Consider the following 21597-nt stretch of genomic DNA (forward strand, 5'->3'; position numbering starts at 1 on the left):
CAACCGCCGATGCATCCGCTTTTCGAACCCTACCGATCCCAGCTCGATGCGCATCCGTGGTTCGGCGCGCTGCCCGCCGAGCTGCGCGATGCGCTCGTCGCGGCGGCGGCGCCGCGCCGCCTCGCGGCGGGCCAGGTCCTGTTCCGCCGCGGCGACGCGCCATGCGGGCTCTACGCGGTGCTGAGCGGCGCGCTGTCGGTGGGCGCCGTCGACGCGAGCGGCAAGGAGGCGCTCCTCACGGTCGCCGAGCCGACGACGTGGTTCGGCGAGATCGCGCTCTTCGACGAACTGCCGCGCACGCACGACGCGATCGCGCTCGAGGACGCGCTGCTGATGCACGTCCCGCAAGCCGCACTGCAGCAATTGCTCGACGAAACGCCGCGCTACTGGCGACATTTTGCGCTCCTGATGGCGCAAAAGCTGCGGATGTCGTTCATGAACGTCGAGGCGCTGACCCTGATGCCCGCCCCGCAGCGGCTCGCGTCACGGCTTCTCATGATCGCGGACGGCTACGGCGGGATCAGCGCGCGGCACCGGCGGATCAAGCTGTCGCAGGAGCGGCTCGGCGCGATGCTGTCGCTGTCGCGGCAGACCGCGAACCAGTTGCTGAAGGATCTCGCGGCGCGCGGCGTCGTGAAACTGCACGTCGGCGAAATCGAGATCGTCGATCTGAATGCGCTGCGGACGGCGAGCGGCGCGGCGGATGGTCGTGCGGCGGATCGTGCGGAAAGCGGCGCGCGCGGTTCGGGCGATGCGCACGGCGCCGACGATGTCGCGCATGGCGGCGGCCGAGGAAAATGCGATGCGCGGGCATCCGGCGATGCGGACGCCACGGGCGACGCAGGCGGCGCGGACGCATCGCGCGCGTCCCGCCGCCGTCCGTAGTCACGCAGGCGGCGACAGCGGCGCGAACGCGCGCCGTCGCTGACTCCCTTCGCGATGCAACACGCGCCGTCGTTTGCGCGCGCGGCCGCGCAAACGACGACTATTGCCGCGCAGGCCGCCGAAGCGAAGTACGCGGCACGCGCGCCGTGCCGTTCCGTTCGTTGCGCGCGCATCGATCGCCCGCTTTCGTCGAGCCGCCCGCGCCGTCCGTCACGCTTGCCACGAGGGTATTCGCGTCCGTCGCACGCGTCCCGCGTCGAGCACGCCTTTCGCGCCGAACCGCTCCGGCGACGCTCACGCGCGTCCGCTATCATCGCGCATCGCCCTTCGTCCGCACGCGCACAGCCGCCCCACCGTATGCCCGAATCCCGCACCGCCCACGGCCGAGCCTGGCCGATCTTCGTCGTGTTCCTGCGACTCGGCCTCACGTCGTTCGGCGGCCCGATCGCACACCTCGGGTACTTCCGCGACGAATTCGTCGTCCGCCGGCGCTGGCTCAGCGAGCGCAGCTACGCCGACCTCGTCGGCCTCTGCCAATTCCTGCCCGGTCCGGCGAGCAGTCAGGTCGGAATCGCGATCGGCCTGTCGCGCGCGGGCTATGCGGGCGCGCTCGCCGCATGGGCGGGCTTCACGCTGCCGTCCGCGCTAGCGATGATCCTGTTCGCATACGGCATCGCCGGCGCGGCCGGCCACACGCTCGCGCCGGGCGCGCTGCACGGACTGAAGATCGTGTCGGCGGCCGTCGTCGCGCAAGCCGTCTGGGGCATGGCGCGCAACCTGTGTCCCGACGCGCGGCGCGTGACGATCATGACGATCGCCGCGGGCATCGCGCTCGTCGCGCCATCGACGTGGACGCAGCTCGCCGTCATCGCGGGCGCGGGCTGCATCGGGCTCCTGCACGTCGATCCGGCGCGCGACGGCGCGCACGATCCGTTGCCGATCTCCGTCGGCCGCCGCGCCGGCGCGGTCTTTCTCGTGCTGTTCGGCGCGCTGCTGATCGGTCTGCCGTTCGCCGCGCGCGCGTCGGGCAGCCATGCGCTCGCGATCGTCGATGCGTTCTATCGCGCAGGCGCGCTCGTGTTCGGCGGCGGGCACGTCGTGCTGCCGCTGCTGCAGGCGTCCGTCGTCGCGCCCGGCTGGGTCGGCGATCAGGCGTTTCTCGCGGGCTACGGCGCCGCGCAGGCGGTGCCCGGCCCGCTCTTCACGTTCGCCGCGTTTCTCGGCGCATCGATGAAGAATGCGCCGTCGGGCTGGCTCGGCGGCGCGCTCGCGCTCGTCGCGATCTTCGCGCCGTCGTTCCTGCTCGTGACGGGCGCGATCCCGTTCTGGGAGCGCTGGCGGAAGAACGCGCGGATGCAGGCCGCGCTCGCGGGCGTCAATGCGGCCGTGGTCGGCTTGCTGCTCGCCGCGCTCTATCAGCCGGTATGGACGAGCGCGATCCACGCGCCCGCCGATTTCGTGCTCGCGCTCGTCTGCTTCGTCGCCTTGACGTTCTGGCGCGTGCCGCCGTGGATCGTGGTCGTCGGCGCGTGCGTCGCGGGGTGGGGTGTCGTTTCGGCGTGACCGGGCTTCACCGGCCGTCGGCCCATCGCGGCGACCGGATCGCCGCCGGCTATCGAACGCCCGGCGCGATTACCGTCGCGGCAGCGGCGGCACGCTCGATTTCGACGTCGAGCGTCCGCCCGACCGAGCGGCCGGCCGAACAAAATTTGGGAATTGGACGCGGACCGCGCCCCGAATCATCGGATGCGTCGATGCTTGTCGCCGCCACGCTCGCCGATTTCGAGCAACGCGCAACGCGGCGCATCCGCCTCCGGCCGCCCCGAGCCGCCCGCGCGGCCGTCGCCGGCTGCGCGGGCGCGCCGGACGCCCCTCGCGGGCGCATCCGGCGGCGGAAGCGGAATCCGGCCGGCGCTCGACGCTACCAGCCGGATTCACGTCCCGCTCAGGGGAACGCCTTCATCCCGAGCAGCGCCGCGACCGCGAAACCGGAGACGTTCGTCTCCTGGTCGGGCGAGCCGGGATAATCGTGGATGCCGTACGTCTGCGGATCGAGCACGTTGTTCACGATCCACGGCAGCGTCGTCGACGGCGCCTGCATGCCCTGCGTCGGCGCCCCGAGCAGCAGGATCACGTTGGACAGCGCGTAGGCGGGATCGGTCGACGGCGAGCGAATGCTGCCATCGGCAGCCGTCTGATTGATCATCCACTGGATCGAGCCGATGCTCTGCGAATTGGCGCCGAACACCCACGGCAGGTAGCCCTGCGGGAAAATCGTGTCGATGCCGAGATCCGAATCCAGCGGCGCGCCCGTGTCGCGGCCGACCGAGTAACGCTGCGCGTCCGCCATGTAGAACTGCGACGGCACGTTGGCCTTCAGGAAGGACGCCTTCGCCGCGTAGTTCGGATTGTCCGGGAACAGCAGCGCGCCCGCGTTCATGCCGAGATAGACGTCGCCCTGATCCGCCGCGTACTCGTATGGCCAGAACTGCCACGTGGTGCTGCCGACGGGCAGTTGCCACGAGCTGCCCGAATAGCCGCTCGGGTTGATGTTCTTCGCCAGGACGAAGTCGAGTGCCGCGCGCGCGTTGGCGCCGTACTGGGTCACCAGCGCCGTGCTGCCCGTCAGTTGACGGTCGAGATAGAGCAGGTAGACGAACAGCGCGGACGTCGCATCGACGCCGCGCACGTCGGCGATGCCGTCGCCCGGCGATGTCGCGATCGGATCGTACGGCGGTGTCATCGAATACGCGTAACGCCAGCTGCCTATCCAGTTCGGGTCGGTCATCTCCTCGCGGGCGGCGAGCCACGCGATGCCTTTCTCGAGGCCGGTCAGGTATTTGGCGTCGTGCGTGGCGCCGTAGGCGGCGGCGAGACCGATCAACGCGTACTCCATGTCGGAATCCGTGTTGGCGGTGCCGGTGTCGGCCTCGTCGGGAATCGCGCCGTTGATGTCCTGCTGCGCGAGGATGAAGTCCGCGATATGCAGCGCCATCGTGCTCTGCGTGCTGGTGCTGCTGGTGGTGGTGGTGCTCGACGTGCCGGAACTGGTCGATGTGTTCGAACCGTTCCGGCCTTTGAGGGTGCTCGCGCCGGGCGCGCCGCCCGAGCCGTCCGAGCCGCCGCAACCGGCGGTCATCAGGGTGACGGATGCGCAAAGCGCTGCACTGATCAAGGTCCGAGTGCTTCTTGGAAGTGCCATGGTTATGTATCAGCCTTTTCTAAGAGAAAGAAAAGTACCGCGCCCCCCCGGACGCGACGGCACACTACGTGCCGGACAGCGGTGCGAACACCGTCGTCCGGCGAAATCGGGCGTGGCGGGTACTGCGCCACGCCCCGAAAAAAAAATGGAACCGCAATCGCTCACTCGAAGCGCGCGGTGAATGGAAGCATCGGCCGGCCGCTGCGATTCGACCCCTGGCGAGCGGGGGCGCCCCGCTCGTCGGCGCCGAAATTCACGACCACCGGCCAATCTGCCGATGAAATGACAACGTGATGCAAGTAGGGTGAGCCCCCGTTAAAGGCGAAAAAAAAGCCCTCCGATGGAGGGCTTTTTCTTCGAGACTGATTCGAAATCTTGTCACTGCGTATCGCTCGATTTTTTCCGAACTGAAATTGTCAGATGACGGAGGCCGCTTACGCGAAGTTCTTCGCGGCGAAGTCCCAGTTCACGATGTTCCAGAACGCTTCGACGAACTTCGGACGCGCGTTGCGGTAATCGATGTAGTAAGCGTGCTCCCACACGTCGATCGTGAGGAGCGGCTTGTCGGCCGTCGTGAGCGGCGTTGCCGCGTTGCTCGTCGACACGATGTCGAGCGAGCCGTCCGCCTTCTTCACGAGCCACGCCCAGCCCGAGCCGAAGGTGCCGACCGCTGCCTTCGTGAACGCTTCCTTGAACGCGTCGAACGAGCCCCACTTCGCGTTGATCGCGTCGCCGAGCGCGCCCGTCGGCGCGCCGCCGCCCTGCGGCGACAGGCTGTTCCAGAAGAACGTGTGATTCCAGATTTGCGCGGCGTTGTTGAAGATGCCGCCCGACGACTTCTTCACGATCTCTTCCAGCGGCAGGTTCTCGAACTCGGTGCCGGGGATCAGATTGTTCAGGTTCGTCACATAGGTCTGATGATGCTTGCCGTAGTGATACTGGATCGTCTCCTGCGAGATGTGCGGAGCGAGCGCGTCTTCAGCGTACGGCAACGGCGGGAGCGTATGAGCCATGATCGGTTCCTTCGAAGTGTATGTAGGGGGCAATGTTGGATGCCGCGGAACGCCCGATTGTAGGCGACTCCGAATAACCCCGCAAACTCGCGGGCCTTTATCCGTCGTATCCGAAGAATCGACGTTGATGCGGCGTGCGCGGCCCGCCGATCGACGCCCGGAAAAGCGCGCGTCATCCGCGTGCCGCACACGCGGCGCACAGTCAGAATGTATCCGAAAGACGCGGTTGCACGTCGGCAAGCGATACGTCCGCCGAGCCCTCCGCGAGATGCACGGTCAGCCGGCGCTGCGGCTTGAGCGCCGCGGGCGCGCGCACCGCGCGGCCCGTCTGCGCATCGATGAGCGCCGCATAGCCGCGCTCGAGCGTGCGTCGCGGACTCAGCACCTCGAGCCGCGCCGCGCACGCGGTAACGCGTGCGGCGTCGCGCTCGTGGCGCCGCTGCAGCGCGGTGTCGAGTCTTTGCGCGAGCGTCGCGAGCATTTGGCGGGCCTGCGTGAGGTCGGGCCGCGCGCGCTGCCAGCGCAGCTGCACGAGCGCGAAGCGCGCACGCGCGTCACGCACGGGCCGCGCGCCCGCCGCCGCGAGCCGCGCGGCGAGCTGGCCCACGTGCGTGGATTGGCGCTGCAGACGCTCGGCCGGACTGATCAATCGGCGCGCGAGCCAGTCGAGCTGCTGCGCGCGCAAATCGAGGCCGCGCCGCAGGCCGCGCGCGAGCGCGTTCCGCCGGTCGTTCAGCTCGCGCAACAACAGCGCGCGCTGCGGGCTCACGAGCTCGGCCGCGCCGGTCGGCGTCGGCGCGCGCACGTCAGCCGCGAAATCGGCGATCGTGAAATCGGTCTCATGGCCGACGCCGCAGACGACGGGCACCTCGCTCGCCGCGATCGCGCGCGCGAGCCCCTCGTCGTTGAACGACCACAAGTCTTCGATCGAGCCGCCGCCGCGGCAGACGATCAGCACGTCGACCTCGCGCCGCGCGTTCGCGGCCTCGACCATCGCAGCAAGCTTCTCCGCCGCGCCCGCGCCCTGCACGGGCGCCGGGTAGACGATCACCGGCACGTGCGGCGCGCGGCGCGACAGCGTCGTCAGCACGTCGCGCAGCGCGGCCGCCTGCAGCGACGTGACGATGCCGATCGCGCGCGGATGCGTCGGCAGCGGCCGCTTGCGCTCGGGCGCGAAGAGCCCTTCGGCCTCGAGCTGCGCCTTCAGCCGCAGGAACGCTTCGTAGAGCCGCCCTTGACCCGTGCGCCGGACCGCCTCGACGTTCAGCTGCACTTCGCCGCGCGGCTCGTACATCGTGACGAGCGCGCGCACTTCGATCTTGTCGCCTTCGCGCGGCGTGAACTCCGCGTGCTGCGCGCGGCCGCGAAACATCACGCAGCGCATCTGCGCCTGCTGATCCTTGATCGAGAAGTACCAATGGCCGCTCGCCGCGCGCGTGAAGTTCGACACTTCGCCCGCGACCCACAGCAGCGGGAAGGTGCGCTCGAGCATCGTGCCGATCGCGCGGTTGAGCGCGGACACGGGAATCACGCCGTCGCCCGCGGGCGCGCCCCCGGGGCCGGCGAAGGTGGTTTCGGAATGCATGGACGCTCGGAAAATTTCAGGCGGCCCAACGATAGACCGCCTCGGCGCGCGCGGCAAGCCGATCGTGCAGGGCCTCGCAAGTGTCCACACCATGCGGGAAACGGGGACGGGGCTGTAACAATCTCCTCGAAACCCCTGATGATTTCGAACAACCCACTGATTTCAATCATTTTTTTTGAGAATTCGACACGCATCTCGCCGACCGGAAGCCCGCCGCACGGCCCTGCCGGACGCATCGACGCGGAGTTTTTCACAGAGTTATCCACAGGCTGTTCAAATCCGCGACATCGCGGCGCGCGACGCTTGCCGCATCCGTGCGACTTGCCGGCCGCGCGGCGGGCGCGCTAGAGTGCCGCCTTTCGAAGACCGCGCGGCCGCCGGCCGCCTTCCGGAGAAACGTGTTGACGAATCCGTCCTCAGCCGCGCTGCGCGGCGCGCCATGAACGCGCAGCCGGGACTCCTCGCGCGCGCAGAAGCGCGCCTGACCCGCGAGTGGCAGCGCCGCGGCGCGCTCGCATGGGCGCTCACGCCGCTCGCGTGCGTGTTCGGCGCGATCGCCGCGCTGCGCCGCGCCGCCTATGCGCGCGGCTGGAAGGAGCGGATCGATTGCGGCGTGCCCGTCGTCGTCGTCGGCAACGTGACGGTCGGCGGCACCGGCAAGACGCCGACCGTGATCGCGCTCGTCGACGCATTGCGCGCCGCGGGCTTCACGCCGGGCGTCGTGTCGCGCGGCTACGGCGCGAAGATCGTCGCGCCCGCCGCGGTCACGCCCGCGTCGTCGCCGAAGCAGGCGGGCGACGAGCCGCTCCTGATCGCGCGCCGCACGCTCGCGCCCGTGTGGGTGTGCCCGGACCGCGTCGCGGCCGTGCGCGCGCTCACGGCCGCGCATCCGGACGTCGACGTCGTCGTCAGCGACGACGGCCTGCAGCACTACCGGCTCGCGCGCACGGTCGAGATCGTCGTGTTCGATCATCGCCTGGGCGGCAACGGCTTCCTGCTGCCCGCCGGGCCGCTGCGCGAGCCGCTTTCGCGCCGCCGCGACGCGACGCTCGTCAACGATCCGTACAGCCGCGCACTGCCGCCGTGGCCCGACACGTTCGCGCTCACGCTCGCGCCCGGCGACGCGTGGCATCTCGATCGGCCATCGCGCCGCAAACCGCTCGCGCAGTTCGCGGGCGAGCGCGTGCTCGCCGCGGCGGGCATCGGCGCGCCCGAGCGCTTCTTCGCGACGCTGCGCGCGGCGGGCGTCGCGCCCGCGACGCGCGCGCTGCCCGACCATTACGCGTTCGCCGACAATCCGTTCGTCGACGATCATTTCGATGCGATCCTGATCACCGAGAAGGATGCAGTAAAATTGGGGACTTCGTGGCGCGACGCTCGAATCTGGGTCGTCCCGGTCGAAGCCGCGCTCGACCCTCGCCTTATCGCTCTCGTTGTGGAGAAACTCCGTGGACGCACGCCTGCTTGAAATCCTTGTATGCCCGATTTGCAAGGGCCCGCTCCACTACGACCGCGGCGCGCAGGAGCTCGTCTGCAACGCCGACAAGCTCGCGTACCCGATCCGCGACGGCATCCCGGTGATGCTCGTCGACGAAGCGCGCCAGACGGTCGAAGGCACGCCGGTCGATCCGGCCGGCCCCGCTCAAGGCCGCTGACGAAAGCGCCGCGCGCCGATCGTTTCGCATCGCGCGCGCCTTCGTCGTTCCGCCCGAGCGCCGGCGCCGAACCGCCGACCGCCCGGCCCAACGCCGCCGCCCGCCTCGCCAGGCGGGTGCATGTTCCGAACCCTATCCGCTTCGCGCACGTCCGATGACCTCCCCGCTCCCTTTCGTCGCCGTCGTTCCCGCCCGTCTCGCCTCGACCCGCCTGCCGAACAAGCCGCTCGCCGATCTCGGCGGCAAGCCGATGGTCGTGCGCGTCGCCGAACGCGCGCGCGAAGCCGGCGCGCAGCAGGTGCTCGTCGCGTCCGACGCGCAAAGCGTGCTCGACGCGGTGCGCGAGCACGGCTTCGACGCGGTGCTGACGCGCGCCGACCACCCGTCCGGCACCGACCGTCTCGCGGAAGTCGCCGCGAAGCTCGGCTTCGGCGACGACACGATCGTCGTCAACGTGCAGGGCGACGAGCCGCTGATCGATCCGCAACTGGTCCGCGACGTAGCGTCGCACCTCGCCGCGCATCCGTCGTGCGCGATCGCGACGGCCGCGCACCCGCTGCACGACGCGCAGGACGTGTTCAACCCGAACTACGTGAAGGTCGTGCTCGATGCGAACGGCGTCGCGCTGTACTTCTCGCGCGCGCCGATTCCGTGGTCGCGCGACGCGTACCTGCCGCACTGGCCGAACGTGGCCGCGATGCCCGCGCCGACGTGCCCGGTCTATCGGCACATCGGCCTTTACGCGTATCGCGCACGCTTCCTGCGCACGTATCCAACGCTCGCGCAAGCGCCGATCGAGGCGGCCGAGCAGCTCGAGCAACTGCGCGCGATGTGGCACGGCGAGCGCATTGCCGTGCTCGTCACCGAGCACGCGCCCGAAGCCGGCATCGACACGCCGGCCGATCTCGAACGGGTGCAGGCCCTTTTTCAGTCTCGCGCCAAATAACCCATGGCATAATCGGGCGATTGTGCGAGCGATCCGCCCGCGCCGCTCACCGAGATTCGCCCCAAGCCCGCCGTCATTCGCCGGCCGCCGCGCGTCGCTTCCGACGCGCCGCAGTCAGACCGGCCGACCGCGCTTGCGGCAGAACCGCCGAGCCGCGCAGCCGATGCGATAGCGTCTCGCGCCAAAGCATTCACATACCGGAGATATCACCATGCGTTTGATCCTGTTGGGCGCGCCCGGCGCGGGAAAGGGCACCCAGGCAAACTTCATCAAGGAAAAGTTCGGCATCCCGCAAATCTCGACGGGCGACATGCTGCGCGCCGCCGTGAAGGCCGGCACGCCGCTCGGCGTCGAGGCGAAGACCTACATGGACGAAGGCAAGCTCGTGCCGGATTCGCTGATCATCGGCCTCGTGAAGGAGCGCCTGAAGGAAGCGGACTGCGCGAACGGCTATCTGTTCGACGGCTTCCCGCGCACGATCGCGCAGGCTGACGCGATGAAGGACGCGGGCGTCGCGATCGACTACGTGCTCGAGATCGACGTGCCGTTCTCGGAGATCATCGAACGGATGAGCGGCCGCCGCACGCACCCGGCGTCGGGCCGCACGTACCACGTGAAGTTCAATCCGCCGAAGGTCGAAGGCAAGGACGACGTGACGGGCGAACCGCTGATCCAGCGCGACGACGACAAGGAAGAGACGGTGAAGAAGCGTCTCGAAGTGTACGAAGCGCAGACGAAGCCGCTCATCACGTACTACGGCGACTGGGCGCAGCGCGGCGAGGAGAACGGCCTGAAGGCGCCCGCGTACCGGAAGATCTCCGGCCTCGGCAGCGTCGACGAAATCCGCACGCGCGTATTCGATGCGCTGAAGTGACGACGCCAGGACGAAGCGCGGCGCACGCCGCCCGTCCATGACGGCAAGCAAACCGCCCTCCCCGGGCGGTTTTTTTTCGTCCGGTCGTTCGCTTCGCGCCGCGCTTTGGCGGCCGCTCGTACAATCGTCGCCAAGCGCGTGGCGCTTCACGACATTCGAACGACATTCATTCCAATCCAGGAGAAGGAGCAAACATGGAGATTCGCGACAACGTCTTCCTGATCACGGGCGGCGCATCGGGGCTCGGCGCGGGCACCGCGCGCCTCTTGACCGAAGCGGGCGGCAAGGTCGTGCTCGCCGACCTCAATCAGGACGCGGGCGAAGCGCTCGCGCGCGAGCTGGGCGGCGCGTTCGTCAAGTGCGATGTCGCGCGCGAGGACGACGCGCAGGCGGCCGTCACGGCCGCGACGAAGCTCGGCACGCTGCGCGGGCTCGTCAACTGCGCGGGCATCGCGCCCGCGTCGAAGACCGTCGGCAAGGACGGCCCGCACCCGCTCGACCTGTTCGCGAAGACGATCACGGTGAACCTGATCGGCACGTTCAACATGATCCGCGTCGCCGCCGCCGCGATGGCCGCGAACGAGCCGACGCAAACGGGCGAGCGCGGCGTGATCGTCAGCACCGCATCGGTTGCCGCGTTCGACGGCCAGATCGGCCAGGCTGCGTACGCGGCGTCGAAGGCGGGCGTCGCGGGCATGACGCTGCCGATTGCGCGCGACCTGTCGCGCAACGCGATCCGCGTGATGACGATCGCGCCCGGCCTCTTCGAAACGCCGATGCTGCTCGGAATGCCGAAGGAAGTGCAGGACGCGCTCGGCGCGATGGTGCCGTTTCCGCCGCGCCTCGGCAAGCCGGCGGAATACGCGATGCTCGTCAAGCAGATCTTCGAGAACCCGATGCTCAACGGCGAAGTGATCCGCCTCGACGGCGCGATCCGGATGCAGCCGAAGTAGGAAGCGGCCGCGTGCGAGGGCGGCGCTGCGTGCGCGTCGCCGCGTCGCCGAACGAAGAAACGCCCGCGAGATGCATGGCATCCGCGGGCGTCGTTACATCGTATGGTCAGATCCGAGCGGACGTTCGAAGCGCGTCGCGCACGCTCGCTCGATCGAGCACCGGCGTTTGCGCATCAGATGTCGCCCCGTGCCGCTGCCCGTCGATCAATCGTCTTCGTCGCGCCGCATCCGCTGCCGCAATTCGCCGACCTGCGCCTCGACGATCGTCGCATCGGCCGCGTCGGGCCGCTCGCCGAGATACGTCTCCAGATCCTCGAGCGCCGGCCGCAGGTAATCGAGCCGCGCATACGCGAAGCCGCGGTCGCGCAGTTCGTCGAGCTGTCCCGGCAGCAGGATCACGAGCCGCTCCTGCACGCCGAGCAGCCGCTGCCAGCGTTCCGTCTGCAGATAGACGGCCTTCAGGTTGTTCAGCATCCGCGCGACGACCTCGCGATCCGTCGCCGGCTGCAGCAGCGCGCGCAGCACGCTCGTCGTGCCGCCGTCGGTGCGGGTGACGTACGGCTCGAGCATCTCGACGAGCTCCGATTCCGACAACGAGCGCCCCGTCGTCGGATCGAGGATCGCGTCGCCGTCGGGCAGCGCGATGCGCAGCAGGAAGTGCCCGGGGAACGACACGCCGCGCGCCGGCACGCCGACCTGCTCGGCGAGCTCCAGATACAGCACCGCGAGCGAGATCGGAATCCCGCGGCGGCGCTTCAGCACCATGTTCAGGTAGCTGTTGTCCGGGTCGTAGTAATCGTTGTGGTTGCACGCGAAACCGAGTTCGCGGAAGAAGAAGTCGTTCAGCAGCGCGAGCTTGCCGCTCGCGCCGGCGCCGTCCGGCAGGCGCTTGACGAGCCGCGCCGCGAGCGCGTCGAGCTCGGCCAGCACGCCTTGCAGGTCCACGTCGGGATAGACGTCCTGCGCGAGCGACAGCGCCGCCTCGGTGAGCGGCAGGCCGTCGTCTTCGGCGACGAGCGAACTGAAATAGTCGAGAACGCGAGTCATGGAATCCGTTACTTGGCGCGTCGTCTGAAGTACGCGTATTTGAAGCCCATCAGCCACAACATACCAAAATATAGTGCAGCGAACAGAACGAGGCAGGCGCCCATCAGCGCGATCCGCTCGAACGGCACCGCGCGCATCGCGGTCCAGTCGAAGTTGAGCGCGAGCCAGTGCATCACGCCCGCGAGCACGAGCGACGCGCCCGTGAGCTGCACGAAGAAGCGCAGCCAGCCGGGCGACGGCTGATAGATGCCGCGGCGGCGCAGCCCGACGAACAGCAAGAAAGAATTCAGGCACGCGCCGACGCCGATGCTGAGCGTCAAGCCCGCCGTGCCGATGATCGGCACGAACACATAGTTCGACAGCTGCGTGACGACGAGCACGCCGATCGCGATCTTCACCGGCGTCTTGATGTCCTGCTTCGCGTAGAAGCCGGGCGCGAGGATCTTGATGAGGATGATGCCGACGAGGCCGATCCCGTACGCGGCGAGCGCGCGCGCGACCATCGTGACCGTGTGCGCGTCGAATTTGCCGTAGTTGAAGAGCGTCGCCGTCAACGGCTCGGCGAAGAAGAAGAGCGCGAGCGCGCTCGGCGCGGCCAACAGGAAAGTGACCCGCAGCCCCCAGTCGAGGAGCGCCGAATACTCGGTCGAATCGGCATCGACGTGCGCCTTCGACAGGCTCGGCAGCAGGATCGTGCCGAGCGCGACGCCGAGGAGCGCGGTCGGGAACTCCATCAGCCGGTCCGCGTAGTTGATCCACGACACGGCGCCCTGCCCGAGCCGCGACGCGATGTTCGTGTTGATGATGAGCGACAGTTGCGCGACCGACACCGCGAACGTCGCGGGCACCATCTTTGCGAGCACGCGCTTGACGCCCGGATGCGCGAGCGCGCGCAGCGGGTTGACGCCGATCACGGGCACCATGTCGATCTTCTTCAGGCCGGGCAGTTGCACCGCGAACTGCAGGATGCCGCCCGCGATCACCGCCCATGCGAGCGCGTAGACGGGCACCTTCAGATGCGGCGCGACGAACACGGCCGCGACGATGAACGCGACGTTCAGCAGCACGGGCGCGAACGCGGGCAGTGAGAAGCTCTTGTACGTGTTGAGCACGCCCGACGCGAGCGTCGTCAGCGAGATGAACACGATGTACGGGAACATGATCTGCGTCATCGTGACGGCGAGCGGGAATGCCTGCCCGTCCGTGCGCAGCCCCGACGCGACCGCGAACACGACCCACGACGCGCCGGCGATCCCGACGAGCGACAGGAGCGCGAGCGCCCACGCGAGCACGGTCGACATCGCGTCGACGAGCGCCTTCGTCGCATCGTGCCCTTTTTGATTCTTGAACTCGGCGAGAATCGGCACGAACGCCTGCGAGAACGCGCCTTCGGCGGACAGCCGGCGCAGCAGGTTCGGAATGCGGAACGCAACGTAGAACGCGTCGGTGAATTGACTGGCGCCGAACGCACGGGCGATCAGCGTCTCACGGGCCAGACCGGTCACGCGCGACAGCAGCGTGAAGCCGCTGACCGTCAGCAGGGCTCGGAATAGATTCATGGGGCGCTTATTATACGGACCTCGGGCGTCGGCGACCGGTACGCCTGAGGAAAAGGCGGGCATGCCGGCGCGGGCGATCCGGCCAGATGCGCCCGCGCTTGTCACCCGCTTGATTTTGTTGTTATAATTCCCGGTTTCTGAGCCTGTCATACGCATTGCGTGCGTCGCACAAGCGTCGTTTCGCGGTCAAGCGTGTCGGCCGGCCTCGGTTAAAACCGACGTTTTTTTGCGCTCCCCGGCAATCGCTCCCGGGAGTCGAATCGAAAAGCAGCGCTTGGCCGTCAGGCTCCAAGCTCTGGAAACAGGACAGGATAAGGAACCGTCATGGCTAACTCCGCACAAGCACGCAAGCGCGCCCGCCAGGCAGCGAAGGCAAACTCGCACAACTCGGCGCTGCGCTCGAAATTCCGCACCGCGATCAAGGCCGTTCGCAAGGCGATCGACGCCGGCGATCACGCCAAGGCCGCCGAAGTCTTCAAGGTCGCGACGAAGACGATCGACACGATCGCCGACAAGAAGATCGTTCACAAGAACAAGGCCGCTCGCCACAAGAGCCGCCTCGCCGCAGCCGTCAAGGGCCTGCAAGCGCAAGCCGCGCAGTAAATCCGGCGCGCCCGCGAAGCGGGCGCCCTGTTTCCTCTGCGATCGACAAAAAAGCCCGCTTCGTGCGGGCTTTTTTTGCTGATTCTTCTGCGGTCATTTCGACGGTCATCTTTCGATGCTTCCTTCCGATGCTTCGATTATCGGCCTGATCGGACTGCCGCCCGGCCGATCCGACGCCACCGCCGTCATCGCGTCACTTTCTGCGCCCCGTCGTAATCAGGCAGTTCGCACGCCTCGGTGACGACGAGGTTGTTGTCCTTCGCGAAATTCATCACGAAATCGAATGCCATCGGCTCGATGTCGCGCAGCCGGGCATCGACGATCACGCATTTGAGGTCGCCGAGCAGCGTCGGCCGCACGTAGCGCGAATACTGAAGGCGGGCATTGGGCCCGCTCGCCCCCGGGCCGTAGCACGACATCACGCCAGCCAGGCGTTCGGACCAATCGCTCGGCCGAAACTTTTTCCCATCTTTCGTGATGCCCTGAATGAAATATTCGGTCGGGAGAGTTTCAGCCATGAGGGTACCCAAGTGACGGCCCAGCAGTGCACCGGCGAAGCTTCGCCTGGACACTTCGAACACAATGGAAGCGGTTTCGCGGCGGCTCGCGACGAGCCCGCCTGAACGTGCGTTCCGGCTTGCGGCGCATCGTGCGCAGGCAAGCCGCCGCCTTGGTCGATTGTGTCCGGCAGACCAAGCATGAACCTTGCCCGCCGGGCTTGAGAAAACTTCGAAATTATACCGCAGCGCGCCATTGCGCGTCGTATCGAACACATGCCGGGAACCGGCCGCGCGCCGTCCCGCACGGCGGGCGGCGGCGGCGCGCGGCTCGTCAAAGCGGAAAAAATCCTTTATGCTGCATCGAGTTATCACATCCGACGGCGGCGCCGTCCGGCGCGTTCTCCGCCGGGTGAGTCCGCCGCGTTTCGTTTCATGACCGCCAAAACCATTCGTCACTACCTGCAGTTCAAGGATTTCTCGCTGGAAGACTACGAGTACGTGCTCGAACGCACGGGTATCCTGAAGCGCAAATTCAAGAACTACGAGACCTATCACCCGCTGCACGACCGCACGCTCGCGATGATCTTCGAGAAGAGTTCGACGCGCACGCGCCTGTCGTTCGAAGCCGGGATCTTCCAGCTGGGCGGCCATGCCGTGTTCATGAGCACGCGCGACACGCAGCTCGGCCGCGGCGAGCCCGTCGAGGATTCGGCGCAGGTGATCTCGCGGATGGTCGACATCATCATGATCCGCACGTTCGAGCAGGGCATCATCCAGCGCTTCGCCGAGAATTCGCGCGTGCCGGTGATCAATGGTCTGACGAACGAATACCACCCGTGCCAGGTGCTCGCCGACATCTTCACGTATTACGAACACCGCGGGCCGATCCGCGGCAAGACGGTCGCGTGGGTCGGCGATGCGAACAACATGCTGTACACGTGGATTCAGGCCGCGCGCATCCTCGACTTCAAGCTGCGCCTGTCGACGCCGCCCGGCTATACGCTCGACGCGAAGCTCGTCGATCCGGAAAGCGCGCCGTTCTATCAGGTGTTCGACGATCCGAACGAAGCCTGCAAGGGCGCGGATCTCGTCACGACCGACGTCTGGACGAGCATGGGCTTCGAAGCGGAGAACGAGGCGCGCAAGCAGGCGTTCGCCGACTGGTGCGTCGACGAGGAGATGATGTCGCACGCGAATCCCGACGCGCTCTTCATGCACTGCCTGCCCGCGCACCGCGGCGAGGAAGTGACGGCGGGCGTGATCGACGGGCCGCAGAGCGTCGTGTGGGACGAGGCGGAAAACCGCCTGCACGTGCAGAAGGCGCTGATGGAGTTTCTGCTGCTCGGGCGGCTGAATCACTGACGCGCGCTCGTACCGCCGCCGCGACGGCGGGGCAAGCGCCGCCGCCCCCTCCTTCGGCGCAACGAAAAAACCTCGCGACGAACCAGCGAGGTTTTTTATTGCCGATGCGCGCGTGGCCGCGCACCGCCCGCACCGTCTATAGGCCGCCTACAGGCACACCGGCTCCGCCTCCAGCTCGACGCCGAACCGCTCCAGCACGTCGCGCTGGATTGCGCGCGCGAGCGCGAGCACGTCGGCGCCCGTCGCGCCGCCCCGATTGACGAGCACAAGCGCCTGCCGCTCGTGGACGGCCGCCGCGCCGAGCGCGCGCCCCTTCCACCCGCAGCGGTCGATGAGCCAGCCGGCCGCGAGCTTCACGCGGCCGTCCGGCTGCGGATACGACACGACGTCCGGCTCCCGCGCGCGCAGCGCGGCGAACACATGCGCGCCGATCACCGGGTTCTTGAAGAAGCTGCCCGCATTGCCGAGCTCGAGCGGATCGGGCAGCTTCGCACGCCGGATCGCGACGACCGCGTCGAACACATCGCGCGCACTCGCTCGGCCCGCGTCGATCCCGCGCGCGGCAAGCTCGCGCGCGACGTCCGCGTAGCCGAGCCGCGGCGTCCACGCCTTCGGCAGGCGGAACGTCACCGCCACGATCGCGAATCGGCCGCGCCCTTCCCGCTTGAAGAAGCTGTCGCGATAGCCGAATGCGCAGCGCTGCGCATCGAATTCGACGATCTCGCCCGTCGCGAGCTCGACCGCGCGCAGCGACGCGAAATGTTCCTTCATCTCGATCCCGTACGCGCCGATGTTCTGGATCGGCGCCGCGCCGACCGTGCCTGGAATCAGCGCGAGATTCTCGAGCCCCGGCATCCCTTCGGCAAGCGTCCATTCGACGAACGCATGCCAGTTCTCGCCGCCGCCCGCCTCGACATACCATGCACCGTCGTCTTCGCGCACGAGCGCGCGGCCGCGGATTTCGTCGAGCAGCACGAGGCCGTCGAAGTCGCCCGTGAACACGACATTGCTGCCGCCGCCGAGCACGAGCGTATCGAGCCCCGCGACGCGCGGATCGCCCGCGAGCGACGCGAACTGCTCGGGCGCGACGATCCGCGCAGCGACGCGCGCGCGCACGTCGAAGCCGAACGTGTTGTGCGCACGCAGCGGATAATCGGGAATCAATTGGACGGAGGAATCGGGACGGGACATCGGCATTCGCGGTTGCGCCGGCGCGCGGTCAAGCCTGCGGCCTTGGGCAAATGTAGGGGCGCCGGTAAAATGGCGTTCAGCCCGCAATTATAGCGAGTGACCGCGCGCAGGCCGCGCGCGGCACGCTCTACAGGAGAATGCCATGCCATCGTTCGACGTCGTTTCCGAAGCGAACATGATTGAAGTGAAAAATGCAGTCGAGCAGTCGAACAAGGAAATTTCCACCCGCTTCGACTTCAAGGGCTCCGACGCGCGCGTCGAGCAGAAGGAGCGCGAGCTCACGCTCTACGCCGACGACGACTTCAAGCTCGGCCAGGTCAAGGACGTGCTCGTCGGCAAGTTGGCGAAGCGCAACGTCGACGTGCGTTTCCTCGACTACGGCAAGATCGAGAAGATCGGCGGCGACAAGGTGAAGCAAGTTGCGACGATCAAGAAAGGCGTGTCGGGCGACCTCGCGAAGAAGGTCGTGCGCATCGTGAAGGACAGCAAGATCAAGGTGCAGGCGAGCATCCAGGGCGACGCGGTGCGCGTGTCCGGCGCGAAGCGCGACGACCTGCAAAGCGTGATCGCGCTGCTGCGCAAGGAAGTGACCGACACGCCGCTCGACTTCAACAACTTTCGCGACTGAAGCCGCACGGGCCGCTCGCAGGACGTATCGTGGCGGGCGGCTTGGAGTCGGGGCGCGCCGGTCGCGGCGCGCGACAAGCCGTCGAAGGTCGATTCGCCGTTTGCCGTTTGCCGTTTGCCGTTTGCCGTTTGCCGTTTGCCGTTTGCCGTTTGCCGTTTGCCGTTTGCCGTTTGCCACGCAGCGTATCGCCTGGCGCGGCTGCGTCGTTCGCGGCATGACGGTCGGCCGAATGAGCGAACTCACCGTTCGCCAAGCGGCGAATCGCCGAAGCCAAGCGCGTCTTCCTTGCACGCGCCGCAGCGGCTTGTGTCGCTTGCGTGATTGATGCGCGAGCACGACGGACTCCGGAACGCGCGATGCGCCTTGCATCCGCGCTCGTTCGCATGCCGCTTGCGCCAATTGCGGCACCAGCGTTCGTGGATGCGATCGACGCCCGAATCGCGTGCGCCGCCGATTCAAAACCGCCCTTCCCGCTCCGATCGAATGCATCTCGATACGCGACGGCACCGCGACGCGCAGCGCGTCGCATCCGCGCGTCCCGAACAAAACCGGACGAAATCGAACGAAATCGGACGAATCCGCGCGGATTACGCGCCCGTCTTCTTCTGCCCGATCCGGCTTTCCTCGCCTGCGAGGAGCTTCGAAATGTTCGAACGATGCCGCCAGATCAGCAGCACGCTCATCGCGAGCACCGCCCACGCGACCGGGTTGTTGCGCGTGCCGAACAGGAACACGTCGAAAACCGGCGCGAACACGGCGGCGACGAGCGCCGCCAGCGACGAATAGCGGAAGAAGAACGCGACGATGACCCAGGTCAGCGCGGTCGCGAGGCCGAGCACCGGATGCACGGCAAGCAGCACGCCCGCCGCCGTCGCGACGCCCTTGCCGCCCTGGAAGCGGAAGAATACCGGAAACAGGTGGCCGAGGAACACGGCGATCGCCGAGAGCGCGACGCCGATCTCGCCGCCGATGCCGAAGCGCTTGACGAGCCAGACCGCGAGCCAGCCCTTGAACGCGTCGCCGACGAGCGTGAAAATCGCCGCCTTCTTGTTGCCGCTGCGCAGCACGTTGGTCGCGCCGGGATTCTTCGAGCCGTACGAGCGGGGGTCGGCGAGCCCCATCGCGGCGCTGACGACGACGGCAAACGACACCGATCCGATCAGATAGGCGGCGACAGTAGCGAGCAGGATCTGCATGCGAAGGACTCTTGTTTCAACATATGGGTGGGATGGACGGCCTCGGTCGCGAGGTCGCGGCGGCGCTCATTCTACCGAAGCGGCGCGGCGCGCCATGCGGGTGAAACCCTCAGTCGACGCTCGCGCACTGCACGGGCCGTGCGTCCAGGAGCGTCGTCAGCGCCGCGGGCGCGACGCTCACGAGGTAGCCGCGCCGGCCGCCGTTCAGGTAGATCGACGGCAAGTCGAGGATCGTCGATTCGACGTAGACGGGCATCGCCTTCTTCGTGCCGAACGGCGACGTGCCGCCGACGAGGTAGCCCGAATGCCGGTTCGCGACCTCGGGCTTGCACGGCTCGACGCGCTTCGCGCCGATCTGCCGCGCGAGGTTCTTCGTCGACACGGTGCGGTCGCCGTGCATCAGGATGATGAGCGGCTTCGCGTGCTCGTCTTCCATCACGAGCGTCTTGACGACGACGTGCTCGTCGATGCCCAGTTGCCGCGCCGATTCGGACGTGCCGCCGTGGTCGACGTAATCGTAGACGTGCTCGCCGAACGCGACGCCGTGGCGGCGCAGAAACTGCGTCGCGGGCGTTTCGGAAACGTGTTTGGATTTGCTCATGTGCGCATTTTAATTGCAGGCGGCGCGCGGGACCATTGTCCGAATGGCAGATTGTCCGCGCGGCCGCCGCGTGGCACGATCGTCGGCACATGGTCGGCGGCGGCGCGACACCGCGCTCGCGCCGGCCATCCGGAGACACCATGACAACTCACTTTCCCGCCGGCGCGGCGATCGACGTCGACGCGCTGATCGCCGCGTTGCCGTCGCGGATCGCGGCGCTGCCCGCGCGCATCGCCGAACGCACGCCTGATCACGTCGCGCTGATTGAGGACGCGCGCCGGCTCACGTACGCGCAGCTCGCGCATGCGATCGACGCGGCCGCCGACCGGCTGCGAGGCCTCGGCGTGCAAGGCGGCGACCGCGTGATGATCGTCGCGGAGAACAGCGTCGCGCAGCTCGTGCTGCTGTTCGCCACGACGCGGCTCGATGCATGGGCGATCGTGTCGAACGCGCGCCTTGCGGCGGCCGAGCTCGATGCGATCGCCGCGCATGCGCAGCCGCGCCTGACTGCGTTCGTCACCGGCACGTCGCCCGATGCATGCGCGCATGCCGAACGTCGCGGCGCGCAGCCGGCCGCGCCGTTCGAGCTCGACATCGGCGCGTGGTCGTACACGCTCGATGCGAGCGTGCGCGCGGAACCGGTCGAAGCGGACGGTGCACGCCAGTGCGCGGCGCTCATCTATACGACGGGCACGACCGGCACGCCGAAGGGCGTGATGCTGTCGCACCGCAACCTGCTGTTCGTCGCGGCGGTGTCGAGCACGCAGCGGCGCGTCGCGCCGACCGACGTGGTCTACGCGGCGCTGCCCGTGTCGCATGTCTACGGGCTCGCGTCGGTATGCCTCGGCAGCCTCTACGCGGGCGCGACGCTCAAGCTCGTGCCCCGCTTTTCGCCGGAGGCGCTGCGCCGCGCGCTCGCCGACGAGCGCGTGACCATCTTCCAGGGCGTGCCGGCCATGCACGCGAAGCTGCTCGAGCATCTGCGCGCGCACGGACACGCGTGGCACGCGCCGCATCTGCGCTTCGTCTACTCGGGCGGCTCGCCGCTCGACGCCGATCTGAAAGCGCGCGTCGAACGCGTCTACGGCCTGCCGCTGCACAACGGCTACGGGATGACCGAAAGCAGCCCGACAATCACGCAAACGCCGATCGACGCACCGCGCGCCGACTGCTCGGTCGGCATGCCGATTCCGGGCGTCGCCGTCCGCTTCCGCACGGCGGACGGCGCCGACGTTGAGCCGGGCGAAGTCGGCGAGCTATGGGTGTGCGGGCCGAACGTGATGCTCGGCTACTACCGCAATCCGGAAGGCACGCGCGCGGCCGTCACGGCGGACGGCTGGCTGAAGACGGGCGACCTCGCGCGCGCGGCCGACGACGGCGCGGTGACGATCGCCGGCCGCGGCAAGGAGCTCATCATTCGCTCGGGCTTCAACGTCTATCCGTCCGAAGTCGAGCAGGCGCTGAACGCGCATCCGGACGTCGTGCAGTCGGCCGTGATCGGCCGCGCGATCGAAGGCAACGAGGAGGTGATCGCGTTCGTCGAGCTCGCGCCGAACGCGGTCGCAACCGAAGACGATCTGAAGGAATGGTGCGCGGGCCGGCTCACGCCGTACAAGCGCCCCGCGCAGATCCGCGCGCTTGCCGCGCTGCCGGCCGCGTCGACGGGCAAGGTGCTCAAGCACCGGCTGCGCGAGATGCTGTGACGTCGCGCGAACGCGCGCGGGCGTCCGAAGCGCATGGAAACCGGATGTCCGGCGAACGCGGTTGCGCGCCGGAAAAACCCGCTGCGCCGACGAT

At 68.0% G+C, this 21597-nt stretch carries 21 protein-coding genes; 12 read left to right on the forward strand and 9 right to left on the reverse strand.

Annotation, left to right across the window (positions count from 1 at the left end):
* The first annotated feature begins 9 nt into the window (after window positions 1–9).
* Window positions 10–885, forward strand: coding sequence for a Crp/Fnr family transcriptional regulator (locus tag BG90_RS03670; RefSeq protein WP_010114267.1), 876 nt, complete (start codon window positions 10–12; stop codon window positions 883–885).
* A gap of 357 nt (window positions 886–1242) precedes the next feature.
* On the forward strand, window positions 1243–2448 hold the full coding sequence (gene chrA / locus BG90_RS03675; protein ID WP_010102049.1) for a chromate efflux transporter: 1206 nt from the start codon (window positions 1243–1245) through the stop codon (window positions 2446–2448).
* 382 nt (window positions 2449–2830) lie between these two features.
* On the opposite strand, the gene BG90_RS03680 is transcribed toward chrA, so the two are convergent.
* Window positions 2831–3880, reverse strand: a complete 1050-nt coding sequence (locus tag BG90_RS03680) for a hypothetical protein (protein ID WP_232288866.1) — start codon at window positions 3878–3880, stop codon at window positions 2831–2833.
* A gap of 10 nt (window positions 3881–3890) precedes the next feature.
* Here BG90_RS03680 and BG90_RS37160 point away from each other — a divergent pair, with 10 nt between their 5' ends.
* Window positions 3891–4268, forward strand: coding sequence for a hypothetical protein (locus tag BG90_RS37160; protein WP_232355055.1), 378 nt, complete (start codon window positions 3891–3893; stop codon window positions 4266–4268).
* A gap of 253 nt (window positions 4269–4521) precedes the next feature.
* Here the strand turns inward: BG90_RS37160 and sodB are convergent, their stop codons facing one another.
* Complete coding sequence (gene sodB / locus BG90_RS03685) at window positions 4522–5100, reverse strand: superoxide dismutase [Fe] (protein WP_010102043.1); 579 nt, start codon at window positions 5098–5100, stop codon at window positions 4522–4524.
* A 202-nt stretch (window positions 5101–5302) separates the two neighbouring features.
* Window positions 5303–6685 carry an exodeoxyribonuclease VII large subunit gene (gene xseA / locus BG90_RS03690; protein ID WP_045568051.1) on the reverse strand — a complete coding sequence of 461 codons (1383 nt, stop codon included), beginning with the start codon at window positions 6683–6685 and terminating at the stop codon, window positions 5303–5305.
* Window positions 6686–7124: 439 nt separating this feature from the next.
* Here xseA and lpxK point away from each other — a divergent pair, with 439 nt between their 5' ends.
* The 5 genes from lpxK to BG90_RS03715 all read left to right on the forward strand — a co-directional run bounded on the left by lpxK (window position 7125) and on the right by BG90_RS03715 (window position 11113).
* On the forward strand, window positions 7125–8153 hold the full coding sequence (gene lpxK, locus BG90_RS03695; protein ID WP_010114262.1) for a tetraacyldisaccharide 4'-kinase: 1029 nt from the start codon (window positions 7125–7127) through the stop codon (window positions 8151–8153).
* Entirely contained in the window at window positions 8134–8340 is a 207-nt protein-coding gene (locus tag BG90_RS03700; protein ID WP_006024783.1) for a Trm112 family protein, read from the forward strand. Before lpxK ends, BG90_RS03700 begins: the two co-directional genes overlap by 20 nt.
* Before the next feature lie 154 nt (window positions 8341–8494).
* Window positions 8495–9286, forward strand: coding sequence for a 3-deoxy-manno-octulosonate cytidylyltransferase (kdsB, locus tag BG90_RS03705; protein WP_010102035.1), 792 nt, complete (start codon window positions 8495–8497; stop codon window positions 9284–9286).
* A 211-nt stretch (window positions 9287–9497) separates the two neighbouring features.
* Window positions 9498–10160: an adenylate kinase gene (adk, locus tag BG90_RS03710; RefSeq protein ID WP_010102034.1), complete on the forward strand. Its 663-nt coding sequence runs from the start codon at window positions 9498–9500 to the stop codon at window positions 10158–10160.
* Window positions 10161–10354: 194 nt separating this feature from the next.
* Window positions 10355–11113: a 3-hydroxyacyl-CoA dehydrogenase gene (locus BG90_RS03715; RefSeq protein ID WP_010114260.1), complete on the forward strand. Its 759-nt coding sequence runs from the start codon at window positions 10355–10357 to the stop codon at window positions 11111–11113.
* A gap of 204 nt (window positions 11114–11317) precedes the next feature.
* On the opposite strand, the gene BG90_RS03720 is transcribed toward BG90_RS03715, so the two are convergent.
* Together BG90_RS03720 and murJ are read right to left on the reverse strand one after the other, a co-directional pair.
* Entirely contained in the window at window positions 11318–12160 is an 843-nt protein-coding gene (locus BG90_RS03720) for a SirB1 family protein (RefSeq protein WP_010114259.1), read from the reverse strand.
* Window positions 12161–12168: 8 nt separating this feature from the next.
* Complete coding sequence (murJ, locus tag BG90_RS03725) at window positions 12169–13875, reverse strand: murein biosynthesis integral membrane protein MurJ (protein WP_309545067.1); 1707 nt, start codon at window positions 13873–13875, stop codon at window positions 12169–12171.
* A gap of 168 nt (window positions 13876–14043) precedes the next feature.
* Here murJ and rpsT point away from each other — a divergent pair, with 168 nt between their 5' ends.
* Entirely contained in the window at window positions 14044–14322 is a 279-nt protein-coding gene (rpsT, locus tag BG90_RS03730) for a 30S ribosomal protein S20 (protein ID WP_010102030.1), read from the forward strand.
* A gap of 185 nt (window positions 14323–14507) precedes the next feature.
* Here rpsT and BG90_RS03735 read toward each other — a convergent pair whose 3' ends face one another.
* Window positions 14508–14840 (reverse strand): DUF3579 domain-containing protein, encoded by a 333-nt coding sequence (locus tag BG90_RS03735; protein WP_010102029.1) that lies wholly within the window; start codon window positions 14838–14840, stop codon window positions 14508–14510.
* A 414-nt stretch (window positions 14841–15254) separates the two neighbouring features.
* Here BG90_RS03735 and argF point away from each other — a divergent pair, with 414 nt between their 5' ends.
* Complete coding sequence (gene argF / locus BG90_RS03740; protein WP_010114258.1) at window positions 15255–16184, forward strand: ornithine carbamoyltransferase; 930 nt, start codon at window positions 15255–15257, stop codon at window positions 16182–16184.
* Window positions 16185–16331: 147 nt separating this feature from the next.
* Here argF and murB read toward each other — a convergent pair whose 3' ends face one another.
* The gene (murB, locus tag BG90_RS03745; RefSeq protein WP_010102027.1) at window positions 16332–17381 is read right to left on the reverse strand and encodes a UDP-N-acetylmuramate dehydrogenase; all 1050 of its coding nucleotides are present in this window, start codon (window positions 17379–17381) and stop codon (window positions 16332–16334) included.
* A gap of 136 nt (window positions 17382–17517) precedes the next feature.
* Between murB and BG90_RS03750 the strand changes: the two genes are divergently transcribed.
* Entirely contained in the window at window positions 17518–18003 is a 486-nt protein-coding gene (locus tag BG90_RS03750; protein WP_010102025.1) for a YajQ family cyclic di-GMP-binding protein, read from the forward strand.
* A gap of 587 nt (window positions 18004–18590) precedes the next feature.
* On the opposite strand, the gene plsY is transcribed toward BG90_RS03750, so the two are convergent.
* Both plsY and ybaK read right to left on the reverse strand, forming a co-directional pair.
* The gene (plsY, locus tag BG90_RS03755; protein WP_010102023.1) at window positions 18591–19199 is read right to left on the reverse strand and encodes a glycerol-3-phosphate 1-O-acyltransferase PlsY; all 609 of its coding nucleotides are present in this window, start codon (window positions 19197–19199) and stop codon (window positions 18591–18593) included.
* 109 nt (window positions 19200–19308) lie between these two features.
* A complete protein-coding gene (ybaK, locus tag BG90_RS03760) occupies window positions 19309–19800 on the reverse strand; it encodes a Cys-tRNA(Pro) deacylase (protein ID WP_025989688.1) in 492 nt (163 codons plus the stop codon).
* 140 nt (window positions 19801–19940) lie between these two features.
* Here ybaK and BG90_RS03765 point away from each other — a divergent pair, with 140 nt between their 5' ends.
* Window positions 19941–21503 carry a class I adenylate-forming enzyme family protein gene (locus tag BG90_RS03765; protein WP_010102021.1) on the forward strand — a complete coding sequence of 521 codons (1563 nt, stop codon included), beginning with the start codon at window positions 19941–19943 and terminating at the stop codon, window positions 21501–21503.
* Window positions 21504–21597 lie beyond the last annotated feature (94 nt).

Source organism: Burkholderia oklahomensis C6786 (genome assembly GCF_000959365.1).
Lineage (GTDB): Bacteria > Pseudomonadota > Gammaproteobacteria > Burkholderiales > Burkholderiaceae > Burkholderia > Burkholderia oklahomensis.

Excerpts from the sequence above, each read along its gene's own strand:
- BG90_RS03670 (WP_010114267.1), top strand. The coding sequence starts at position 10 with ATGCATCCGCTTTTCGAACCCTACCGATCCCAGCTCGATGCGCATCCG.
- chrA (WP_010102049.1), top strand. The coding sequence starts at position 1,243 with ATGCCCGAATCCCGCACCGCCCACGGCCGAGCCTGGCCGATCTTCGTC.
- BG90_RS03680 (WP_232288866.1), bottom strand. The coding sequence starts at position 3,880 with ATGGCGCTGCATATCGCGGACTTCATCCTCGCGCAGCAGGACATCAAC.
- sodB (WP_010102043.1), bottom strand. The coding sequence starts at position 5,100 with ATGGCTCATACGCTCCCGCCGTTGCCGTACGCTGAAGACGCGCTCGCT.
- xseA (WP_045568051.1), bottom strand. The coding sequence starts at position 6,685 with ATGCATTCCGAAACCACCTTCGCCGGCCCCGGGGGCGCGCCCGCGGGC.
- lpxK (WP_010114262.1), top strand. The coding sequence starts at position 7,125 with ATGAACGCGCAGCCGGGACTCCTCGCGCGCGCAGAAGCGCGCCTGACC.
- kdsB (WP_010102035.1), top strand. The coding sequence starts at position 8,495 with ATGACCTCCCCGCTCCCTTTCGTCGCCGTCGTTCCCGCCCGTCTCGCC.
- adk (WP_010102034.1), top strand. The coding sequence starts at position 9,498 with ATGCGTTTGATCCTGTTGGGCGCGCCCGGCGCGGGAAAGGGCACCCAG.
- BG90_RS03715 (WP_010114260.1), top strand. The coding sequence starts at position 10,355 with ATGGAGATTCGCGACAACGTCTTCCTGATCACGGGCGGCGCATCGGGG.
- BG90_RS03720 (WP_010114259.1), bottom strand. The coding sequence starts at position 12,160 with ATGACTCGCGTTCTCGACTATTTCAGTTCGCTCGTCGCCGAAGACGAC.
- murJ (WP_309545067.1), bottom strand. The coding sequence starts at position 13,875 with ATGCGTATGACAGGCTCAGAAACCGGGAATTATAACAACAAAATCAAG.
- rpsT (WP_010102030.1), top strand. The coding sequence starts at position 14,044 with ATGGCTAACTCCGCACAAGCACGCAAGCGCGCCCGCCAGGCAGCGAAG.
- BG90_RS03735 (WP_010102029.1), bottom strand. The coding sequence starts at position 14,840 with ATGGCTGAAACTCTCCCGACCGAATATTTCATTCAGGGCATCACGAAA.
- argF (WP_010114258.1), top strand. The coding sequence starts at position 15,255 with ATGACCGCCAAAACCATTCGTCACTACCTGCAGTTCAAGGATTTCTCG.
- murB (WP_010102027.1), bottom strand. The coding sequence starts at position 17,381 with ATGCCGATGTCCCGTCCCGATTCCTCCGTCCAATTGATTCCCGATTAT.
- BG90_RS03750 (WP_010102025.1), top strand. The coding sequence starts at position 17,518 with ATGCCATCGTTCGACGTCGTTTCCGAAGCGAACATGATTGAAGTGAAA.
- plsY (WP_010102023.1), bottom strand. The coding sequence starts at position 19,199 with ATGCAGATCCTGCTCGCTACTGTCGCCGCCTATCTGATCGGATCGGTG.
- ybaK (WP_025989688.1), bottom strand. The coding sequence starts at position 19,800 with ATGAGCAAATCCAAACACGTTTCCGAAACGCCCGCGACGCAGTTTCTG.
- BG90_RS03765 (WP_010102021.1), top strand. The coding sequence starts at position 19,941 with ATGACAACTCACTTTCCCGCCGGCGCGGCGATCGACGTCGACGCGCTG.